We start from the raw sequence: 23,176 nt of genomic DNA on the forward strand, positions 1-23,176 counted from the left end.
ACAAGATCCGAATGTGCGCTTCACAAAATAAATGTCAAACTCGCTTAATGGCAACGGTTCTTTGTTCCAGTCGGGATTGATCGGCTGCGAATCCGATGAAGTGCCCGTACAGCGACTTCTCCAGAGAGGTGGAGGAGATCGATGGCACGTCCCCCTTCAACACTTTGACGAAGTCGTCGACAAGCAGCAGGTCTCCTCCGCCGTGCATATCCTCTGACACGCCCACCTTGATCTGCTGCTCGGAGTAGATGTGGCCTTTGCGGGCATCGGGATGTCGGATGACATAGGAACCAGCCTCCATGTCCCCTTGAATTTCGCCTTTAGTCCCCACAATGTGGATGGAACGGCCTGGCTTGGAAGTTCCGCCGGTCATCACATGGGTTCCTGTACTGCCATCCTCGAACTCTACAATCACCGTCTGATGGTCGACCACATCGTTATCGCAGCGCCAGACGCAGCGGCCGTACGGGCTGTCTTTTCGCAGAGATTCCGCCAATTCCTCATCGCTCATTGTAACGCCTAAATGGGTATTATAGGTGACATAAGCCGTCCACAAACGCTGCTCAATGTAATGTTTCCGTGCAGAATAAGGACAAGATTCTTCAATAGAGCAATCGACCAGGCACCGCGTGCCCGCTCCTGAAGGCGCCTTCTCAGGCCGGAATTGCAGCAGACTCCCGAAGCTGCTTACTTTCACCGGCTCGACGTCTCCCTTCATCCAGGCCAAGACGTCCAGGTCGTGGCAGCTTTTGGCCATCAGCATGGAGGAACCGCCTTTATCGACACGCCCCCATTTTCCTCTGACATATGCCATGGCCATGTGGTGATAAGTGACGTTCTCGGTCGTCGCCAAACTGACAATATCACCGATTATGCCATCGGCTATCGTTTGACGAATCGATTCGTAGAAGGGTGCATAGCGCAGCACGTGACAAATCATGACTTTCCTGCCAAGGCGCTTTGCTTCTTCATACAGCTCCATAACTTCCTCCCTGCTGACGCCGATCGGCTTCTCCAGCATGATGTCATAACCAGCCCTTAACAACGGGATCGAAGAAGAGACATGCAGATGATCCATGGTTCCGTTAATTACGGCATCCGCTATCTTGGGTTTACCGACGAGCTCCGTTATATCGGCAAAACAGTTGTCCTCGGATAATCCGAAACGCTCCTTGGTTAAATGTCTGCGCTCGCTATCCGGCTCTACCACTCCGACAATTTTGAACCGTTTAGGATATACCTCTGCAAAAGAAGCGTAAATTAAGCTGCGGTGGCCTGCCCCTACGATAATGGCCGTAACAGGAAGCTCATGATGATGGTTATGCTGAAATTCAAAATCCACTGATAATTGGTTATTCATTCTACATTTCCCCCCAAGAATACGAAACGTTTATTTTTTATTTTTTTGATACCATTGGGTTGCCTCTTCAATTGCTTTGCTGCCGCCACGCGCTTGCCAGTCTGCAACGAATTTATCAAAGTAGTCGATACTTTCCTGGCCAACAATGATTTTCGCTGCCGTTTCCATAAACAATCCGTTTTTGGCGAGCTCAGGTTGCGATAACATAATGGAAGGAAGTGGCATATCAAGTCCTTCATTCACCCGGCCTTCACTGTTTGCAACTTTCGCAGCGTTCGTAATCAGATCTCCGTGTGGGCGGCCTTTCATGAAATCTTCGTTCGTGATATAAGGTTCGCCGGTAATTTGTAGAAACATTAAGTGCATATTTTCCTTGTTAATGCCATCCGCCGTTGTCTGATATTTATAGTCGATCTTCCCGTTGTTTACGGTATAGTCATCCCCCTCAATGCCATAAGTCAGGAATGTATTCGCTTCTTTCGAGTAGAACCAATTCAAAAATTTAATAACGTCCTCGGCTTTCTTACTGCTGGCAGGGATCGCATAAGCCGATCTGATCGGGGAAACAATGTCCGCTCCGCCTTTTCCGTCTGGGCCAATGGGCGATGGGATGTTGATAATTTCAGCGGTAGGCTCCCCTTTCTGTACTTCAGCCAACCACTTGTCGGGATAGCCCGGATCATGTATCCACATGCCCACACGTGCAGCACCTTTAATCTTCGCATCCCAATCCTTGCCTTCTTGCACAAACACTTCATTATCAAGAAGCTTTTCTTTGTACATGTATTGATAAATTTTCAAAGCATCTTTCATTTCCGGCAAAATAAATTTAGGAACCAGCTTGTTATCTTTGTACTTCCAAGTGCCCGCAGAGATTCCCTCGCCAGGATTGACATCATAGGCTCCAAAAAAAGCCTCGGCAACTCTTAAATTTTTGCGCCCCGAGAATGGAATTTCATCCTTTTTGCCGTTGCCATTCGGGTCCTTGTCACGAAATGCGGTCAATACATTGATGTATTCATCTATTGTTTTGGGTACCTGTAAGCCAAGTTTATCCAGCCAGTCTTTCCGCATAAAGACAACCTGATTACGCGTCGTGCCCGACATGGCCGGTATCGCATATATTTTTCCGTCCTTGCTTATTGTCGGGGAATCCCATACCTCTTTGGGAATTTTGCTTTTAAGGTTAGGACCAAACTTATCGATCAGCTCGTTCAGTTCCGTGAAAGCTCCGTTATTTACAGCAGGTGAGGACACTTTCGTATTAATGGCTGATATTTCAAGAAGGTCTGGCAGTTTTTCATTGGCAGCAAGTAGTAAATTCAGTTTTTGATCAAAATCCGTTGCAGGAATGATTTCGATATTGACATTTGTTTTGGATAGCTCCTCCAGCTTTTTAACATAGATGTCTTCATTAATATTAGGAGAAGCTTCAACATAAGGAAGTGATCTGGAGTTCATTGTAATCTTTATGGAGGGAGTCCCCTGTCCATCCGGCGAGCTTTTGCCATCCTCGGCATGATTACTACAAGCGGAAATCATGGCAGTAACCAAAAGTGTTCCAACTACTTTTTTGCTTGCTTTCATTCGGTCCCACTCCCTTAGTCACTTTATTTGTTAACCTTTGACAGAACCAATCATCGCACCCTGGATAAAATGCTTCTGGATCAGAGGATAAATCAATAATATTGGCACAGTAGCAACAATAATGGTTGCCATTCGTATTCCTTCAATGGACATCAGCATGCCGGAGCCCATACTGCCGGCATCGTTCTCTACAAGAAGTTGGCGTAATTTCACTTGTAACGTGTAAAGACCAGGATCTCTTAAGTACATAATCGCATTCATATATCCATTCCAATAACCAACGGCATAGAACAGACCAATCGTCGTTAAAGAAGGTAAAGAAAGCGGCATAATGATTCTTCCAAAAGTATGAAATTCATCACATCCATCAATGGTTGCCGCATCTGTAAGACCTTCCGGTATGCCTTTGAAAAAGGTTATCATGATGACCAGATTAAACGCGCTAATTAAGCCGGGAATAATGAGAGCGCTTAATGAATCCAATAGGCCGAATGACTTCACAACAAGGTAGGACGGAATCAGTGGAGCTGGAAAAATCATAGTAATAATAACCATAATCATGATGGAACGGCGGCCTTTTAAGTGGGACTTGGATAATCCATATCCCATCAGCGAAGTGAACAAAAGGCTTAAGCAGGTGCCGGCAACCGTTACCCATACGGTGACACCAAAGGCTTTCCAAATCGCCTTATTATTCAGCACAGCCAAGTAATGATCGAATGTAAAGTTGACAGGAAAGACGGAGACCTTACCTTGCAGAATAGCCTGCCCGCTGCTGAAAGAGCCTGCCAATATGTTGAGATAAGGAACAAGCATGAACAAGCTGATACCAGTCAGTAGGATTGCATTCATCATTGGGAATATAGATCGCCTTTTCCTCATCACTTCACCCCTGTTCAATATAAGGTTTCTCCGGTCGTTCTTTTACTTATCTGGTTAAAACTGAGGATAAGCATCAAACCGACTACGGATTTAAAAATTCCGATTGCCGTTGTATAACTGTATTGCCCGCCTAATAAACCAACGCTATAAATATACGTGTCGATAATCTGCCCTTTATCTGCAACGAGTGGATTGATCAGCATGTAAATTTGTTCGAATCCTAAATCCAGCAGATGTCCAATTCTTAACAGGAACAAAATCATAATCGTTGGCAATAACGATGGCAATGTAATACTTATCATCTTGCGGAATCTGCCGGCACCATCAACATCGGCCGCCTCATACATCTCGGTGTTGATGCTAGCCAGAGCGGCAAGATAAATGATGGCGTTCCAACCGACTTCCTTCCAAATACCTGAAGCCACGACGATAGATCGAAAAAATTCAGGTTGCTGCATAAAAAATGTTCGCTCCATCCCCAAAAATTCCAACATTCCATTGATAATTCCGTAATTTGGCGATAACACATTGATGACTAAGCCGCCTACAATCACCCAAGACAAAAAGTGCGGGAGATAAACAATGGTTTGTACAGAACGTTTGAACCACATTTTCCTGACTTCATTCAAAAGCAAAGCTAATATAATCGGAGCAGGAAAGCCAAACACAAGCTGATATATACTAATGAGCACGGTGTTTTTAAGAATTTTCGCAAATTCAGGATACGTGAACAGCGTTTCGAAGTGCTTTAATCCAACAAACGGGCTTCCCATGATCCCTTTGTAAACATTGTAATCCTGAAAGGCAATCACACTTCCCAGAATCGGGACATACTTAAAGAGAAGGAAAAACACGATCCCAGGCATGATCATGCCGTATAATTGCCAATGTTTTAAATAATAAAGCCTGCTCCTTTTTCTTCTTGTTTCCGTGTTAATCAAATGAATTGGGGGCGCTTTCGTATTCATGGGAACCTCCTGATGTCCTATTTGATAACTCCATACTAGAAGAAATCAGGAGGCACGTACATGGTATTCCTTCTGCTAGTTGTGTTTTTATAAGGTAATGTATGCGCTTTATTTTTGTGCCCGAAACTCACGTGGTGAAATACCGAAGTACTTTTTAAAGCTTTTCGTAAAATGGGGATAATCCGTATAGCCAATATGATCCGGGATTTCATAGGCCTTGCAATCAGGTTCGGATAATAGTTGCTTTGCCTTCTCCATACGCGTTTGAATGAGATATTGAGAAAAGGAGATGCCTGTATTCTGTTTAAATACCTGACTGAGGTAGGGGATGGATAATTTGACTTGGTCGGCGACCATCTGCAGGGAAAGTTCACTATTCTTATAATTATTTTCGATAAATGCGGTAACTTGTTTGATGCTCAGATGCGCGCCATAATTCCGGGTTTCACGCACCGCTTGAAGCCACGTGCTAATAATAAGCTTATTTAAAGCTTGTACTTCCTCTCTACCTTTTTCAAAAAGAATCGTTAGTTTATGATCATAATCAAATCTCTTGGCTCCGAAATCATTGCATAGACAGGAATAGATTCTGCTTAAAAGTTCAATGCTCCGCACTTTATACTGCGAATTCACTCCTTGGCGCTCTATCCATTTCTTATTAAAATTATCAATCGCCTTCATAGCCTCGGTTTCATTCACATTCCATATGAAGTGTGCCATATTCTTCGCTTCCTCCGTACAATAAAGCAGCCACTCGCTATACTCGTTCAAATCAATCTGATGCTTTTCCACTTCGACTTTGACTTTATGTAAGGTTTGCCTGAGTTGTTCCTGCCGTATCGGTTTAAGCAAATAATCGCTGACACCATAATGTATCGCTTCCTGAGCAAAACTAAAATCACTGTAACCGGACAATATGATAAACTCGCAGTGAATTCCTAGTGATTTAATGTTTTTAATTAAGTCTAATCCATTCATCTGCGGCATTTTTATATCTGTAATCAGTAAGTCGGGATGAGCACTTTTAACCAGGTCAAAGCCTTCAACACCATTAGCCCCCTCGCCTATAACGTCAAAGCCAAGAGAAGATTCCGAAACCAATTTACTTAAACTTTTCCGAATTAAAGCTTCGTCCTCAATAATGACAGTACGGATCATGCGGATTCATCCTTTCTTCCATGTTCTAGAGGTATAACAACTTCCACGATGGTTCCGGTAGGATTTGATTTCGCGATGTGTAGACCATACGGATAACCAAACGTCAATCGTAACCTGGAATGAACGTTCATCAAGCCGATATGATTATGTACCCCTTCATTCCTATTTTCATGATCATTGTATGGCTCTTTAAATGCCGAATTGAATCTGACCCGTACGTCATCCGGCATCCCTCCGCCGTGATCGGTAATCCTGATCACATATTTTCCATTCTGAATATCCCCTGTAATCCTAATAAAACCGGGTGGAAGCATTTGATTCTCATAAGCATGAATAAAACAATTCTCAATTAAGGGCTGTATCGAAAGCCGGCAAATGGAAATCGATGATGCAACGGTTATGTCAAAATGAAATTCACACGTTAATTCAGGAAATCTTTCCTTTTGAATTTCGAGATACGTACGAATATGTGCTAATTCCTCTGTCAAGTTGACGACTTGCATCGAATCTTTCATGCAATACCGAAACATATCAGCTAGTGCGGTAGCCATTCTGCTAACAGGCATTATGCCTTGGAGAAGAGCATGAGAATTAATAATCTCCAGCGTATTGTATAAAAAATGAGGATTGATCTGGGACTGAAGCGCTCGTAACACAGACTCTTTTTGCCGCAGCAGCAAATCTTTCTCTCGCAATTGTCCGGCATGCACTTCCAGGATAAGGCGCCGAAGCTCCCCGATCATTTTGTTAAAGCCTACGAACAAACTGCCTATTTCTTTTTCCCAGCGGTACGGAGCTGTAAGGAGCAGATCCCCATCCTGTGCTTTGCGCATAAGCCTTTCCAAGATGCTTAGTGAATTGGTGAGATAGAAAGCATATCCGCCAATAATGATACAGGCTACAAAAGTGATCATTAACAGAATCCATATCGAATGGTCCCTTAGAACAATTAATCCTTTACTAAACTCATGAATTGGGAATTCGGATACGATCGTCCAGCGAGTAGATTCAGAAGTATTGTAATTAACGATATTCGTTACCCCTTTTTCATCATGCAAAAATGGTTCATCCGGTTTCAAGGCTTGCATACCTTGGCTAAACCAATCCGGCATATTAGAGCCTAATTTGTCATAATGGCCGGAGTCGTAAATAACACGATGGTTGGCATCGAGGATCCACAACTTTCCTTTCATACCGGTTTGAATGTTATTCACTTTATTCCATATCTCATTAAGCCTTATATTAAACACTAAAACCCCACTGGTCTGATACAGTGTGGTATCCGTAAACTTCCTCGTAATGGTCAGTAACGGCGTGTTATTCATCCATCGAATCCCCATGACATTGTAATTTCCCAAGTTTGTATTTCTTAGGTAGCTTTCATAATCATCTTGACTTGGCAGCGCGACATGATTGGAGATTTGCAGACCATTAGCAGAGTAGATTGTTAAGGAATAAACTTCAGGTCGGCCAAATACAATTTGCTGGAGCAATTCATTTTGGATATCTCGCGTTAATATAAACTGCTTGTAAGCTTGATCCGGTTGAAGAAGCATAAATTCTTTCACCAGCGGGTGAGCAATTAAAGGCATTGTGGATCGCTCCAAATCTTGAAAATAATCATTGATTTGATTATTGAGCTGCCTGACAAGCTGCTCATTAAATACTTTGGACACGCCCACGATGGTATCGGATGTTCGATCAAACCAGATTTTTGAAAGTATCAGTGATGGCAGCAATAAAAATATAATAAATAAGGCAATCAATTTTTTCCTCACAAAAACTCACCGTCCACCGCCACATCATGGCTGAAATAGAAAGGAAAAATGACGACAATGACCCTTCCGCCTCAATAGTTTGGGCAGAAGGGTCGTCATTTGGTTGTCGCTGCTTCGATGATTAGCAATCAGAAATTGTCAGCGTTCCAAAACACTGATGAAATTTCCGGGAAAAGCACACTTAGATATGGCATGCCCTCGGTAGACTGGTCTTCTAAGGTGCTATATCCGTTCAAAAGCAGCATGATCCATTGAGCCTCGTTGAGCTGCAGCGAAATATTATACGCAGTAGACTCCGAAGCTCTTACAACCTCCACTTCCTCTTTCCGCATGCGAATGATCATTTCCTGATCCCCAAGCCCAACCAGAAGCGCTGCAGGCAAAACGAAGTTTTCTTTTCTCTGGCCTTGCAGCATTCGTCGAGAGAATTCAGGAGCGAGCTTGCTAAGTAAACAGCCAAAATCAACAATTTTCCACATGCTATTTGTTTCTATTTGTAGATTGCCGTGTTGGCGGAAACATGCCTCTAGCGCGTGGCGATCAGGCAAATAAGCGCTTATGCTCGAATCCTCCGGATGCTCTGCCACAGCTCGACATAGCAAAGAGCGCGCAGCCTCTTCATGTCCGGGCAAGCAGCAGCAATCCGCTAACTGCAGCTGATTTCCATTGCTCTTATATCGCAAAAAGGCTACTACAGTTCCCTCGGTTTCAGCCACCAGAAACTGATGGGGTTGGACCGTTTTCCATTGCTGCTGGCCGAGCCAATACGTTTTCGAGCGGATAACGCTTCCGTACACCTCTCTGTTCGCCTCTTCATACAGTACCGTGATCGATTCAAGATCGGTATCTTCATACCTTCTTATCGCGTATAAGGTCGAATGATCAAGCTGCATGATGGTTTCAGCCTTGGCGCTCCATACTTTTTTCGAATAAGGAAACCACCCCACCTGCTCGTAAAAGGATAGAATATTGGTATTCAGAAGTGATAAATCGTAACCATTTTGTTTCATATACTCCGATATCCTGCGTAGAATGCGCTGTGCCAGACCTCGCTTTCTGTATGCAGGCAATGTGGCCACGCTGCCTATGCCGCCAAGCTTTAATTCCAATGATCCGAAGCGTATGCGAAATGTGAACAACTGGATTGCCGCAGCTATTACGCCATCTACAATCGCAACCCACGTTGTATCTGTAGAGTAGGTGGTATCAAACTCCAATCGATCTTGAAAGAAGCTTTTTCCTCGCGGAAAAACCGTATCCCATATCTCGTAGATGTCTTCCAATTCCTTACGTGAATGGACAGTTCGAATATGGATCTGTTCCATATTTCAGTGCCTCCTTTCGTTTATGACATAACCTCCGTGTAGTCCTGTAGAAACCGGTCGTAGATTTGATTCGGCAATTCCAGCAGATCATTCGTAACCTGCATATGCTCACGCAAATGCTGCAGCATCTGTTCAATCCGCTCGCGATAAATTAGCTCCTGAAAGGCAAGATTCTCTCTCTCCTGTGGGTCCTTGGTTACGTTGTACAGCTCTATATAGGTTTCATTTTTAAACATATCAACGATCAGCTTGTAATCGCCTTCGACGATACAACGCCCAAAGTTGCCCCTTCCTCCATTACCATCGTATTGAATGAAAATTCTCTCTCGTCCTGTCATATTGCCAGCAATTAATGGCATGAGTGATTGACCGGACATAGGAGAACTCAGCTGTATTTGTGCATAATCACACAGGGTTGGCAACACATCGATACTGCTGACTAATGAGCGGCACGATGTTACAGCCGGTTTGAAATCGGCCGGAAATTTCATAAACAGCGGTGTACGAACGGATTCTTCATACATGCACATTTTTTGCCACAACCCGTGAGAGCCCAGCATTTCACCGTGGTCACTCGTAAAAATAATCAAACTTTGATCATAAAGATCTTCTCGCTTCAATTCCTCGATAATCTGGCCGACGCATTGATCCAGCAGCGAGACCAAACCCAGATAAACCTTCCATATTTGCTTCCAATCGTCCCTCGTGTATCGAGTTCCTATAGCGCCCGTCAAATTATATAGCTGAAGCGGTGACTGAGTCCGGCACCACTCCCCGACGTTCTCAGGCAGATCCACCGATTTGATCAGATCAAACCAAGGGGCGGGAATTTCTAAAGGAGGATGAGGAGCATGGAACATCGCATTGAGCAGAAACGGTTTGCTGCGATCTCGATTTCGAATCGCTTCCACAGAATCTCTGGCGATAAACTCGTCAATGAAGAACTCCTGGCCTTCTTCGTACAAGCCAACCGCAGGGATTGAATACGATTTTGGACGCGTTACCTTCCCATACACCATTTCCGGCACGATTCCCCGATAATCCGATCCACCAGGCACACGCTTATGATTTTCCTTCAAAAAAGCTTCGTACCTGCCCTCAAGTTTTCTCCAGTTCGTTTGGCTGTCAGGAGATTCATCCACACCAGGTTTCATCCGCAAATGCTGTTTCCCGGTGTGCCAGCTGTCCCACGTATGATCCATAAGGCTATATAGATGGTCGATGTCAGGCCTTACCAAGGCATGCATGTCCTCCCCCCGGTTAATTAAACAACCGTTTTCGTTCGGATACATGCCGGTAAAAAAGGCTCCGCGTGCAGGGACACAAATGGGAGAAGCGCAATACGCTCTTTCAAATACGATGCCGTCTTCCTTTAGCCGATTGATGTTTGGCGCATGGGCGCCGATGGCATCCAGTCTTAATTGATCCGCCATAATCAGGATGACATTCGGTTTTTCATTTCTCATCCGCGTAACCTCCATTTAAGCAAGTTTATGGATTCTATTTCCAACTTAGACCAAGCCCGACAAGTCAGCTATAAATACACGGCGGGTACCATCTACATATCCATTAAAAACAAGATGCTTATTGTCCGGCGCCCAAGCAGGGTGTGGATCAACGCGAAGCACGCCTGATACTTTCGTTCCCGGATTGCCAATAGGGATTCGTACGATTGTCGCTTCACTTTGTTCCTGAAGATCGATAAGGCGCAAAGGAACGGTACCGTCGCCGAAAGCCACTTTCTCGTGCTCATAGGAGTCGGTTACGATATGTCTTCCGTTAGGATGGACCGTCGGGTGCCCGGATCCTGGAATCGAATCGATGATTTTGCCAAGATTCGTGCCATCCTTATTCACTTGAACCAGATACAGTTGTTTGTCGCCATCGAGGCACAAATTCATCGAGAGCCGCTCGCCGTCAGGATACCAATTAATATGATGGCCTCCCTTATCCCATTGTTCCGGGCCTACTGCGACTCGGATATCACTGCCATCCGCCTTCATCGTGATAACCCAGTACTTCAACCCCTGAGTAATCATATTCCAAGGCTGCTCCTGTTCCGTATGAAACCATCTCATCGTAAACAGGATGCGATCGCCTTGCGGATTAAATTTGCAATGAAATCCATAACATTCGCCATGCTCATATAGAGCCTTATCAATAGACGGTTCGGCACGATCGAATACATCCTTTATCGAAACCAGCAGCTTCCTCTCCCCGGTTTCCGTATCGAGGGCATAGAGACCGTCGTCATCTCGAAAACCGTAGTTGCGCGGAACTTGCTCATCAGGAACGATAATGCCGTATCCTAATTGCGTTCGCCGCATCCTCTTCGGACAAGCGGAAATAATCGTTCGGCCATCCGGAGATATTCGGTATATACTTCCCGGCATGAGCCGCTTCTCTCCGGTATGTGGATTTAACCGAACACAAAGTGGCTCCCACGTTGCCGTATTCACATCGTTGTAAAAAAGGGAGTGATCATCCGCTCCCCAGTTGATGTTAGCTCCAAGCTGCGGCTCCCAGCCGCATGTTTGCGAAACAACCCGCTCTTCTGCCGTATGTAGATCGATGAGTACGATGTTGGCCGCTTCTCCTGGCTCAGGAAGACGATGCTCCTGCGGCATCTGCAGCAAGGCGACATAACGCCCGGATGGGCTTACCGGCGATGTATCAAAAAACCGGTGAAAGCAGCCCTCTGTTCGTGGCGTTATACATTTTACAGGGACAAGCGGACTAAACTCGGTGTATGCGGGAAAATGCTCAGAAATTTTCAAAAAAACCACTCCTTTAATTAGCGTTTCGCTTGGCTAAATCGACATCCAGTGCAAGATGATCACCTGTCCGTTCCATATGCTCCTTCAGCATGGCGACAAGCTCGTTCAATTCATGGGCATGCGCGCCGGAAACGGCCAAATTCGTGGTCTCCTGCGGATCGTTCACGACGTCGTATAGTTCCAGAAACGTTTCGTCCTTGAACAGATCGACGATCAGTTTATATCTCCCTTTGACGATACACCGTTGGAAATTTCCTAATGACCCGTTTCCGTCATATTGAATATAAATGGCTTCCCTGTCTTGTTGCCCGCCATGAATCAGCGGCATTAACGACTTGCCTGACAAAGCTTCAGGCTTATCCAAACCGAGAAATTCGCATAATGTCGGTAAAACATCCATCGAGCTGACTGTCTCATTCACTTCACGGACCGCAGGATCAAATGTTTTCGGAAATTTTATCAACAATGGTGTCCGCACCGATTCCTCATACATACAAAATTTTTGCCATAAACGATGCGATCCCAACATTTCCCCATGATCACTGGTGAAGATGATGAGCGAATTGTCGTAGAGGTTCTGCCTCTTCAATTCATTAATCACACGGCCGACGCCATCATCGAGCAAATTGACCAAACCGAGATATTTGGCCCAGATGGATCGCCATTCCTCACGGGAGTAACGGGTCCCCAACACGCCTGTCAAATTGTACATTTGCAAAGGCGATTGGTCCGGATACCAGACTCCGACATTGTCAGGCAGTTCGATTTCTTCCTCCCCGATCATGGAATACCATGGCTCTGGAAGGTGATACGGCGGGTGAGGAGCCAAATACATGGCGCTTAAAAACAATGGTTTCTCCGTGTTTCTAGAAGTAATAGCCTCTAATGAACGATTAGTAATGTATCCGTCAAAAAAATAGTCCAAGCCCTCCGTATAGCGGTCCATTGCGGGAATGGAGTAGCTTTTGACCGTGGTACGCTGACCGCTTACCATTTCAGGAACAAGCCCCTTGAACCTCGGACCTCCTGGAGCTTGTTTGCCATGCTCCCTCAAGTACTCCGTGTAATTGTCTTCGGTATCCCAATGGGTTAACGATTCAGCTTGCTGTTCGGGCTTAACCTGATAAAATAGATGCTGTTTCCCGGTATGCCAGCTGTCCCAATCTTGCTCCATCAGCTGATACAGATGGGGAGTCCCTTCCTTAACCATCCCGCTCATCTGATCCTGCTGCGCCCAAGGGTTAATCAAGCAACCGGTTTCATTGGGATACCTCCCCGTAAAGAATGCGCCCCGGGCGGGGACGCATATCGGAGAAGCGCAATAGGCTCTGTTAAAAACAACGGATTCCTTTTTTAATTCGTTTAAGTTAGGCGTATATGTTCCTATGGCATCATATCTCAATTGATCAGCCATAATGATAATCACGTTAGGCTTTTGCTGCGTCATGGGATCTATTTCCCCCATTTCTTCGTATTTTGTTCGACGGCTGCAGTCAGTTTGCTTAACCCGGCATCGTTCATCTCTTTCACATATTGATCCCAGTTTGCGTTAATATCCTTGGCTCCCGTCACAAAATTGATGATCCATTCATTGTATTTTTTATCAATGGACGGCACCAAATCTTTCGAGGTTCCGTAAGTCAATGCAGTAAACGGCGGTGCAATACCGGATTTCAAGGAGTATTCCACGTTTTCCTTCAATGCGCCTTCCACGTCTTGTGCTGCTAACGAATAATCTGAGGTCATAGCTGTTAAGTGCCCCAATGACGGAATGATATCCCGTTCGTAAAGAGCCGTTCTAACCATCTTGCCGTTTTCCATTTTATAATGGACCCCTTCTATTCCGTAGTTGAGTATCTTTATCCCTTCTTCAGAATGGGTATAGTCAATGATAGCGGCAACTCTTGCCAGAAAATCTTCATCTCTGTCTTTTTTAATGACAACAATAGGTTCCGTATTGCTCGCGTCTACTCTCCCCGTATCTCCTGCCGGCCCTTTAGGCATTGGAATGAGCAGCGACAGTTTGGCATTTTTATTGGATTCTGCCAAATCCTTTTCGATGGCCACGTATCTTTCCGTAGGAGCGACGATGACCCCGGCACTACCGGTGATAAATTTAGACTTGGCTTGAGCCTCATTCGAGGTAAATACTTCCCGATCGATTAAACCCTCCCCATACAATTCACGAGCAAATTGCAGGAATGATTTATACTGCGGCATTACGGTTTCATAGGACCATTTGCCGTCTACTTTTCCCCAGTTGTTAGCTCCGGTAAAGCCGGTCGATAGGCCCAGAAATGCCCCATATCCGAGTGCAAACGTTACGGGCACGGTATTGGCGCCACCCATTTTATTGTCTTTGAAAGCTTTCAGCACCGCTTTGAATTCATCCATCGTCGTCGGCTTCTTCAATCCAAGTTGATCCAACCAATCCTGACGAATCACCATGACATTGGGAACGACTGACGCTTTGCGAGACGGTAGTTGAAAGACCCCGTTCTCCTCACGGAATTCCTCCGTCCCGGGTCGGTCTATATAGGACTTCAATCCTTTTAAGTCATACTTATCGGCGTATTCTGTGAAATTCATCAAGAATCCGTCTTCCTTCAACTGGCTGTAAATGTGCGCTCCAGAGCTAAGGGAATATCGAAACACATCCGGCATATCACCTGCCGCAATTTTTAACTCCAGGTTTTTCTGGTATTCTTTGGCCAAAATCCTTTCTACTTTAATATTTACGTTAAATTTTTCGTTCAAATATTTGATAATGGCATCATCGGGTTGAATATCGCGTGGTCCCCATTGGAACCACTTGATGTCATACTTCTTCGCTAAACTTATTTTGCCGGTTCCTGCAGCGGAATCCGGGTTTTTGGTACCGGTAGAATCCAAGCTGCTCGCGGAGTTGTTCGAACACCCGAACAGAGAAATCGCCAGTACGGGGATTAGCGTTAAAGCGGTCATTTTTCTGACTATCATACATAAACACCCTTTCTTGTCTCTAAGTTTTGGTCAACTAACCTTTCAAAGAACCCATCATGATGCCATTCACGAAAAACTTTTGTAAAAAAGGATAGACCGTGATAATTGGCAACAAAACCATAACAATATTCGCAAAACGTATCGTCTCTGCACTAAAGCCTTCTTCTCCGGATTCAGCCAGCATAATAGATTCCAAATCCTGTGTACTGGTAATCATTTTTTGCAAATATTCCTGAACTGTTTTTAACTCCTTGTCGGTAATAAAAAAGACCGATTGCATGTAGGTGTTCCAGAAGGACACCATGAAAAACAATCCGATTGCCGCCAATATCGGCTTGGACAACGGTAAAACAATCGTAAAGAAGATACGGAAATCATTACAGCCGTCGATACGGGCTGCCTCCTCCAATTCTTTCGGGAACTCCATAAAAGTTGATCTCATAATAATTAAATAGAAAGTATTGATCATATAGGGGAGTATATATACGGCAAAATGATTGATTAGCCCGAGCTCCTTGTAGTTCATATAATCAGGAATTAACCCGGCATTCATGAACATCGTCATGACGATCAGAAACATAACCACTTTGGAACCTTTGAAAGGCTTGGATAATCCGTAAGCGGAATATGCGGTCATAAATAGCGCGACGACCGTACCTATTACCGTAATTAAGAACGTCACCCTGAGATGGATGAAGATTGTACCGTCTTGAAAAACCTGTTTATACGAAGCTAAAGTGGGCATAGTCACGATCATTTTGAAGCGCGAAGTTAAATACTCGGATTCCGACATGAAGGAAGCAACTACGGTCTGCCAGAATGGATAGAGCATGACGGCGCACAACAATAACATGATTATAATGTTCAATGTATCCCCTGTTGAATGTTTACGAACCAGGCTCGTATTAGCCATCAGATAATCCCCCTCTGCCCAATAACTTTGGCTAACCGATCCGCTGAATAAACGAGAATAGCTGCCACCAATGTTTTGAAAAGCCCGGCCGCAGTGGCTAAACTGTGCTTGCCTTCTTGAAGCCCTACCCGAAATACATAGGTATCGATAATATCTGCCACGCTAGTGACCATGGGATTACTCATCACCAGAATCTGCTCAAAACCTACATCAAGTAAATGACCGATATTGATGATGAACAGCACCACGATCGTTGTTGAGATGCCTGGTAGCGTAATATGCCACAGCTGCTGTGAACGAGAGGCGCCGTCAACACGGGCTGCTTCGTACAGCGATATATCGATGCGGGTCAAAGCAGCCAAATACAAGATGGTTCCCCAGCCCATCGTCTTCCATACCTCCGACGCAACCAGAATCGCGCGAAAATATTCCTTGCTTCCCATAAAGTAGATCGCCTCGTGGCCGAACCCTTTCACAATTTCATTGACTAGCCCATCATGGACAGATAATAAACTGTATATGATTCCTCCTAGGACTGACCAAGAAATAAAATGGGGAAGGTACAGGATAGACTGGCTGACTCTTTTGAAAATTGCATTTCTCAATCCGTTCAACATCAACGCTAAAATGATTGGCGCCGGAAAACCAAACAAGATCTTATAGAAACTGATAATCAAAGTGTTGGCCAGCGCTTGTTGAAAATCGGTCGAATGAAATAAGGTCATAAAATGGTCAAATCCGACCCATGGACTTTGCTCCAAAGGACGTGTAATTCGATAGTCCCTGAAGGCAATCTGGATAAAGTACAAAGGTTTGTACCTGAAAACAAGGTAGTACAGGATTGCCGGGATAATAAAAAGAAAGATTTGATACTTAGCATACAGCACCTGAATTTTATCCATTTTGTTTAGCTTCATCTTATCTCCCCTTTGGTTGTAACCGCATACATTTCATGATCCAAGTATACGTTTACCTACCAATGAAAAACAGAAGGTGAAAACCGGATAAAAGGTGGGTTATTTTACAATCCTATTCCCCTCCATTGAGTTTGTTATGCTTACGGTACTCCCTTGGCCCCGTATTTTTTATTTGTGTGAACAGCTTGCTGAAATGCTTCTCATCCGAATATCCTACTTCATTGGCAATCTCATAAACTTTCATTTCCGTTCCAACCAGCAGTGTACATGCTGTCTCGATCCGTTTGGTCATTATATATTTGGAGAATGTCATGCCGGTGTACTCCTTGAACTTCGAGGATAAGTAGCCGGTGCTGAAATAAAACTGCTTGGCGACGTCCTCCAGAATCAAGTTGGTCGTATACATCTCATCCACATATTCTTTTACAGCCGCTATGCTTTCGCTCTTCTGCAGCTGCATTCTGTGACTAGCCGTAACGCATCTCTCTTTTATAAAAAGGATCATGTAAGCTTCCAGCTCCATGAGCGAATCAAATTCATGCAAAGAATTAAATGCCATCTCATGATCTTTCGTCATTTTTTCAAATTGTGCGGCGATTTGGACACATAAGTACTTTATATCCGATAACCTTATTTGTTTGTTTACGCAGGCTTCGCCAAATACCGTCTTCATCCAGCAAATCAGATTGACATCGTCTCCGGAATAGACCCAGTTGACCCAATGCATATCGGGAATCCTGCTAAAATTGAGGCTGATATCCTGTCCACGCCAATCTTCGTAAAACAATAGAGATTGTTCCGAGTTTTCCGGATCTCCGTGTCTCAGATAATCGATCGTCTCCATCGCTTCTCTGTACAATTGAGGAATCTCCGCTACTTGAGGCTTGAAACTGCTAATTCCGACTTTGTAGGCGGTACCCGCATGATCATTCAAAAGCGTTTCTAGTATGCGGATCGATGTAACCAATTTCTCATGAAACAACTGTTTTTCGTCTTCGTCCTTATACAGAATCAGGTGAATATAATCGTTCGCCTGTTTCATCAAAAGCTTTAGTGGGAGCGAGATTCGGCTGATATGATCCGGGAGCACAGATGGAAGCGAAGGAAGCCAGACACTAGCTACACAATAATAAGATTGCTGCGCAGCTTGATTAAGTTCCATCGGTGTATTTCCCTTAATTAATTGCTGAAACAGATAGTCATTTTTAAGCAGCAGAAGCTGATTATATTTCCTCGTCTCCTCCAATCTGAGGGACAGAGCTTGATGCAGCTTCTTTAATGATTCCTCCAACTCCGGAAACATATAAAGTTTAATGATGTAGTCGAACGCGCCTTCCTGAATGCCTTTTTTGGCATAAGCGAATTCGTCGTAGCCGCTAAGAAGGATAACCTCTGTATCGGGATGCTCACACTTAAACTTCTCCAGCACTTCAAGTCCGGAAATGACAGGCATATGGATATCCATAATAACGGCTTGAGGCTTATGCGCTCGGAAAAGCTCGATGGCCTCTTCCCCGTCAGCAGCCGCCGCTACCACTTCGAATCCCAGTCCCTCCCAATTTATGGAGTTTTGCAACCCGTCTCTGATTATTTTCTCATCATCTACGATCATCAGTGTAAACTTGTCCATCGTTCCAGCCTCTCCATTTACAAAATGATTTTCATTCTAACTTGTGTGCCTGCCCCGTATACGCTCTTGATTTCTAATCCGCAGGTATCGCCAAATTCAAGGTTCAACCTTTCGTGGACATTGGATAAACCGCAATGAACGGATTGTTTGTTATTGTGCATCATCTGAATGGTGTTTGCCAGCTGATCCGGATCCATTCCTTTGCCGTCATCTTCGATCATGATCATCAAGTTCCCACTTTCCGTTTCGCTAGAAATCCTAATGGTTAATAATCGATTCTTCTCCATTGCATGATGAATAGCGTTTTCGACAATTGGCTGAAAAATAAACTTTGGAATTAAGACTTTATAGTAAGCTTTATCCACTTCAGCGTAAAAAAGCAGCTGCTGATCGAACCGAATGTTCTGGATTTGCACATAATGATGGACATGCTCGAGCTCCTCCTCCAGGGTTACCAAATCCCTCGAACCGGATAAGCCGGATTTCAAAAACTTGGCCGTTGCAACAAGCATGCTGCTCGCTTCCTCCAACTTCCCTGTTCTGAGCAGCAGCATGATGGATGTGAAAATATTTTGAAGAAAGTGCGGGTTGATTTGCGACTGCAACGCTTTAAACAAGAGCTTGTTGATTCTTTTCTCCATGGCCAGGTTTTCGTTTTCTTTCCTGACTAATTCCGTCGACAATCCTTCCAGCCTGCTTAACATCTTGTTGAACGTGACCGCCAGAACGGCGAATTCAAAATCATGTTCTGTTTCACGCAGCCGAATGGATTGATCATGCGGATAGGTCTCCATCAGATGAATGGCCCTGCGTATAGGCGCAGTCATTCGCTTTCCTGCTAACATCGAGGTGATAATAATGATGGCTAATACACAGCCAATCTCAAACGAGTATAACAGGATAAAAATATAATGCTGCTCTTCCCAGGACACCGGAACAAACAAACCCAAGTTCCATTCCTCCTTGTCGACAATAGGGATCGTAGAGAACAACGTTTTTATACCTTTTACTGTTATATATTTATAATCGATCGGATCGCCTATCATTTCCTTGGCGTGATTGCGAATATATTCCGTATAGGGGTGATCCATGGGTGAACTGATCATTTGGAGATTTTCGCTGCCAGTTTTACGGTTCATGAGAACGACGGCCGATGTACCGCTTGCATGCTGCTGGTTATCCAACACACTGTTAATTCCGAATTCAATATATCCCATATACTTGAACAGGTTCGACTTATCGACCTTACTGCCTAAGTATTTTATTTCCTTTTTCATCATGAATAAAGGTTGCGCAGGAGCGACCGACGGTGTATTTTTCGAATTCGAGAATACAAGCCGGTTATGGGCATCATAGATGGAAATGTAACTTAAGCTCTTATCGATGATACCTTTCCTGATTAAAATATCTGCAAATTCCTTAGTCCTTGGCAACGATTCTCCGTTTACTTTCACCATAAGCTCCTGTATCTCTCCGTTAAGAATTAAATACCTCATATAGGAATGATACGATTGCAGGTTATTCTCGATGTTTTTTGCGGTTTGCTTAAAAAGTTGCATGTGATCCTGCCGGGTGTTCGCTTCAATAATTTGCACAAAATAATGATAGGAAATCAGTATGGTGCAAAGGGTAGGAATCATAATCATCGAGAAAAACAGAAACAGCTTTGTATAGGCACTGGAATGTTTTTTATAGGTCGTAATATAGCGGTGAATCGATTCACGCTCTTCAAATCCTTTGACCTGCTTGAGTTTCGATATGAAATCATAAACAGGTCTCAGAATTACCCCCGAGTTGATATGGGAAATGACAGCAAATAGGATGAAAATCATCAAACCGTAACCGACCAGTCGCCCAATGATTTGATTGATGCTGCGGTCAACTTGACTGATCTCCCTCCATAAAATGTACCTGTCCCCCTGTTTATTCATGATCGAGACAATATGATTTTCATACCGCGATGTATGAATAGCCCCCGAATCCGGGAGCTCCATGAATGGATTGTCAGGAAGCCCTTCCAACTTCGCTTGATCCCCATAAATTACTTGATTTTTCGCGTTAATCTTGATTAATTTCAGATCGCTTTGCTCGAGCAGCTTCTGATAATCCAATATTGCAATGATATAGGCGCCATCTTGTATCGGCGCAATGAGTAAGTTTTCTTCATAAAAATCGCTTTGTCCATATTTCCCATCTTCTTTCAATTGCGTCCATATGTATTCATTGATTGATTGAGAAGCCGCTTTTTCATCCATGTTGTCTGTATAGGAAATCACTTCATCCGCCAAGGAAGTCCCTATCAATACTTGATTCTGGTACAAAAAGAGGCCTTTGAACTCTCTATTCGAATACAAAAACGTCCGCAGCTCGGAATTAAAGTCAAAGGCCTTTTTTATTAACATATTGTCGTCTGTGATAGCGTTATCATAATAAAAATGGAAATCATCCATAAATAATTGGAATTTTTCCTTACTTTTATAAATGGCATTGTCCATCGTTTCTAGATTAATAGACAGTTCGCTTTCGTTCGAAAGCATCATGTTGCTGATAATCAAATGTTTGGAAACCAGGTAACTAATAAAGGAGGAAATTGCCATGAAAGCAAGCATAAATCCTAAAAACAGCACATTTAACTTCTTTCTGAATGACATGAAATCCCTCCTTTACCTGACTACCACAAAAATAAATCATTTCCTTTTAATTTGAAAATAGCTTCCATGAAATAGTAATCTCCGTATATGATTGCCGTATGACGCTCAGGGTGGTGATAGGCGGCCGAGCCGTGAGTCAATATACAATCGGAATCCGTTGTCCAGTCGCAGCGCGAATGGTCCAGCGTTTTCAACAGCTTCAATGCGGCGTTCATATAAAAATCTTTTTCGTGCTGGCCGACGATCTTGGCAAGTTCAATCAATCCGCATGCGGCAATGGCTGCTGCCGTGGAATCTTCATACTCAGGTTCTTTCGGCTGTCTGAAATCAATCGGAATGATGCCATTCTCCGGAATGTTAGCCATAAAATAATGTGCGACGCGTTTGGCAGCATGCAAATATTCTTCCTTCTGCGTATGCATATAGCTCATGATGAAGCCATATAACGCCCATGTCTGTCCCCGCGTCCAAGAGGAACCCTCTTCGTATCCTTGTCCGCCGTAAGTTTTGACGACACCTCCATGAAAAGGGTCAAACTCAACGATATGATTAACCGAACCGTCAGGCCTGATAAATGCGTTCATACAGGTATCGGCGTGCTTCATGGCTATTTGTTTGAATCGCGGATCGCCGGTTTCTTCCGTGGCCCAGTACAAGAGAGGTAGATTCATCATACAATCTACAATCGCCCAGCCGCGGGTATCTCTGCCGCCAGATTCAGATTCATTCCATGCCCGGATGAACCCGCCGGCCAAATTAAAGCGTCCAGCAAGCAGATTGGCAGCATGCATCGCTCTCTTGCGAGATTCCTGATTCCCCGTTACCTTATAATTCGCTACGCTGGTAGGCAGCCACATAAATCCTACATCATGATGCAGCCCATAATATTGACGGAAACACTCGTCCAGCGCGTCTTCCGAGTAATTGGCGATTTCTTTATAGGTTTCATCGCCGGTTTGGTGATACATGAGCCACATCATACCACCCCAAAATCCATTCGTCCACCAGTTAATCCCATTCGAAACGATACCCAAAGGATTGTCCACAATACGATTGTCATGCGTGCCGTTCACCGTGGTATAGGGAATCTTATTTTTTGATTTTTCACTAACCCAGTCCATCTTCGTTGTCATTTTACTAATGACTTGTTCCAACCAAATCTGATCGCTTGTCTGCAGCATCCGATTTCCCTACTTTCTTTGAGTACTTTATTGGTTATTCAGCTTTTGCTATACCCAGTTTACTTTGGAATCGATGCAATTTGTTTGCGATTATTGGGTGATTTATTGCGATTATTGAATTATTAACTTATATTAAATGTATGGCAACTGTGTAACTGGAAAGGAAGCACCTATGACGACGAATTCAAAATATTACCAGTATTTAGAAGCCGATTTATTGGCGCATTACTCGAATTCTACCTACGTCCCCACGAAAGATTTTCATTTTCATGACAGTTACGAGATTTTTTTGTTTTTGAACGGTGAAATCAATTTGTTTATCGATCAATTTTGCTATCCGCTGCAAAGAGGCAATCTTATTGTCATTAATAATCATGAGCTTCATAAAGTTCATAATCTCACATCAAAACCTTATGAGCGCATGACGGTTCATTTTAAACCGCGAATTGTGCTGCCCTTTTGCTCATCCGAAACGAACTTGCTATCTTGCTTCCAGAATCGCCAACCTGGCCTCAACAATATCATCCAGCTAAACGAAACGCAGATCGAAGCGTACCTGTCCATTGCATCGCGTTTATCCGATGTGCTCCATCAAAAGGCATATGGTAGCGACGTGCTTTCCTTTGCTTATCTGACACAACTCCTCGTTTTTACAAACGATGCTTTCCGAAGAACGAACTTTGCTGAACCTGGCATCACCTCGACGTTGATTCAATCCGTCATGCATTATATCGACGATCATCTGCTTCATGAACTCACCTTGGATCAAATCGCCAAAGCATTATCCGTGGACAAATTTCATCTCAGCCGCACCTTCAAGCTTCAAACCGGCGGGACGATTTATCGTTATATTTTGTTAAAACGGGTGGCTCAGGCCAAACAACTGTTATCCACGGGGCATTCGGTCTCCGAAACATGCCATTTGTCTGGCTTTAATGACTATGCCAATTTTATACGTACGTTTAAAAATATTACTGGGATTTCTCCTGGTCACTATGGGAAGCAATAAGCAAAAAAGACGACTTCTATTCCTTTTGGAATACGAAATCGTCTTTTTTGATAGTCGA

17 protein-coding genes are annotated in these 23,176 nt (G+C 44.0%); 1 reads left to right on the top strand and 16 read right to left on the bottom strand.

The annotated features are described in order from the left end of the window. Positions 1-34 precede the first annotated feature (34 nt). The 16 genes from GON05_RS08450 to GON05_RS08525 form a co-directional block, all read right to left on the bottom strand. Entirely contained in the window at positions 35-1,360 is a 1,326-nt protein-coding gene (locus GON05_RS08450) for a Gfo/Idh/MocA family protein (RefSeq protein WP_157318715.1), read from the bottom strand. 30 nt (positions 1,361-1,390) lie between these two features. Next, positions 1,391-2,947 carry an extracellular solute-binding protein gene (locus tag GON05_RS08455; protein WP_157318716.1) on the bottom strand — a complete coding sequence of 519 codons (1,557 nt, stop codon included), beginning with the start codon at positions 2,945-2,947 and terminating at the stop codon, positions 1,391-1,393. Positions 2,948-2,977: 30 nt separating this feature from the next. Then, a complete protein-coding gene (locus tag GON05_RS08460; protein ID WP_246238929.1) occupies positions 2,978-3,802 on the bottom strand; it encodes a carbohydrate ABC transporter permease in 825 nt (274 codons plus the stop codon). Between the two features lie 41 nt (positions 3,803-3,843). Next, complete coding sequence (locus tag GON05_RS08465; protein ID WP_246238930.1) at positions 3,844-4,797, bottom strand: ABC transporter permease; 954 nt, start codon at positions 4,795-4,797, stop codon at positions 3,844-3,846. A gap of 108 nt (positions 4,798-4,905) precedes the next feature. After that, complete coding sequence (locus tag GON05_RS08470; protein ID WP_157318718.1) at positions 4,906-5,955, bottom strand: response regulator transcription factor; 1,050 nt, start codon at positions 5,953-5,955, stop codon at positions 4,906-4,908. Beyond that, complete coding sequence (locus GON05_RS08475; RefSeq protein WP_157318720.1) at positions 5,952-7,733, bottom strand: sensor histidine kinase; 1,782 nt, start codon at positions 7,731-7,733, stop codon at positions 5,952-5,954. The genes GON05_RS08470 and GON05_RS08475 overlap by 4 nt, the downstream gene beginning before the upstream one ends. A 128-nt stretch (positions 7,734-7,861) precedes the next feature. Next, positions 7,862-9,058 (bottom strand): GNAT family N-acetyltransferase, encoded by a 1,197-nt coding sequence (locus GON05_RS08480; protein WP_157318722.1) that lies wholly within the window; start codon positions 9,056-9,058, stop codon positions 7,862-7,864. A 20-nt stretch (positions 9,059-9,078) separates the two neighbouring features. Further along, positions 9,079-10,524, bottom strand: coding sequence for a sulfatase family protein (locus tag GON05_RS08485; protein ID WP_157318723.1), 1,446 nt, complete (start codon positions 10,522-10,524; stop codon positions 9,079-9,081). A 45-nt stretch (positions 10,525-10,569) separates the two neighbouring features. Beyond that, positions 10,570-11,835 (bottom strand): TolB family protein, encoded by a 1,266-nt coding sequence (locus GON05_RS08490; RefSeq protein ID WP_157318725.1) that lies wholly within the window; start codon positions 11,833-11,835, stop codon positions 10,570-10,572. 13 nt (positions 11,836-11,848) lie between these two features. Continuing rightward, the gene (locus GON05_RS08495) at positions 11,849-13,282 is read right to left on the bottom strand and encodes a sulfatase family protein (RefSeq protein WP_157318726.1); all 1,434 of its coding nucleotides are present in this window, start codon (positions 13,280-13,282) and stop codon (positions 11,849-11,851) included. A gap of 5 nt (positions 13,283-13,287) precedes the next feature. Next, positions 13,288-14,814 carry an extracellular solute-binding protein gene (locus GON05_RS08500; RefSeq protein ID WP_157318727.1) on the bottom strand — a complete coding sequence of 509 codons (1,527 nt, stop codon included), beginning with the start codon at positions 14,812-14,814 and terminating at the stop codon, positions 13,288-13,290. Between the two features lie 37 nt (positions 14,815-14,851). Beyond that, positions 14,852-15,730 carry a carbohydrate ABC transporter permease gene (locus GON05_RS08505; protein ID WP_157318729.1) on the bottom strand — a complete coding sequence of 293 codons (879 nt, stop codon included), beginning with the start codon at positions 15,728-15,730 and terminating at the stop codon, positions 14,852-14,854. Beyond that, the gene (locus GON05_RS08510) at positions 15,730-16,647 is read right to left on the bottom strand and encodes an ABC transporter permease (RefSeq protein WP_246238931.1); all 918 of its coding nucleotides are present in this window, start codon (positions 16,645-16,647) and stop codon (positions 15,730-15,732) included. Before GON05_RS08510 ends, GON05_RS08505 begins: the two co-directional genes overlap by 1 nt. 112 nt (positions 16,648-16,759) lie before the next feature. Further along, a complete protein-coding gene (locus GON05_RS08515) occupies positions 16,760-18,277 on the bottom strand; it encodes a response regulator (RefSeq protein WP_157318731.1) in 1,518 nt (505 codons plus the stop codon). Positions 18,278-18,294: 17 nt separating this feature from the next. Continuing rightward, positions 18,295-20,928 (bottom strand): sensor histidine kinase, encoded by a 2,634-nt coding sequence (locus GON05_RS08520; RefSeq protein WP_157318733.1) that lies wholly within the window; start codon positions 20,926-20,928, stop codon positions 18,295-18,297. A 20-nt stretch (positions 20,929-20,948) separates the two neighbouring features. Beyond that, positions 20,949-22,109 (bottom strand): glycoside hydrolase family 88 protein, encoded by a 1,161-nt coding sequence (locus GON05_RS08525; protein ID WP_157318735.1) that lies wholly within the window; start codon positions 22,107-22,109, stop codon positions 20,949-20,951. A 172-nt stretch (positions 22,110-22,281) separates the two neighbouring features. Here GON05_RS08525 and GON05_RS08530 point away from each other — a divergent pair, with 172 nt between their 5' ends. Beyond that, positions 22,282-23,118 carry an AraC family transcriptional regulator gene (locus tag GON05_RS08530; protein WP_181646222.1) on the top strand — a complete coding sequence of 279 codons (837 nt, stop codon included), beginning with the start codon at positions 22,282-22,284 and terminating at the stop codon, positions 23,116-23,118. The last annotated feature ends 58 nt before the right edge of the window (positions 23,119-23,176 follow it).

Origin of the sequence: Paenibacillus anseongensis (assembly GCF_009757995.1) — a bacterium.
Lineage (GTDB): Bacteria > Bacillota > Bacilli > Paenibacillales > NBRC-103111 > Paenibacillus_E > Paenibacillus_E chondroitinus.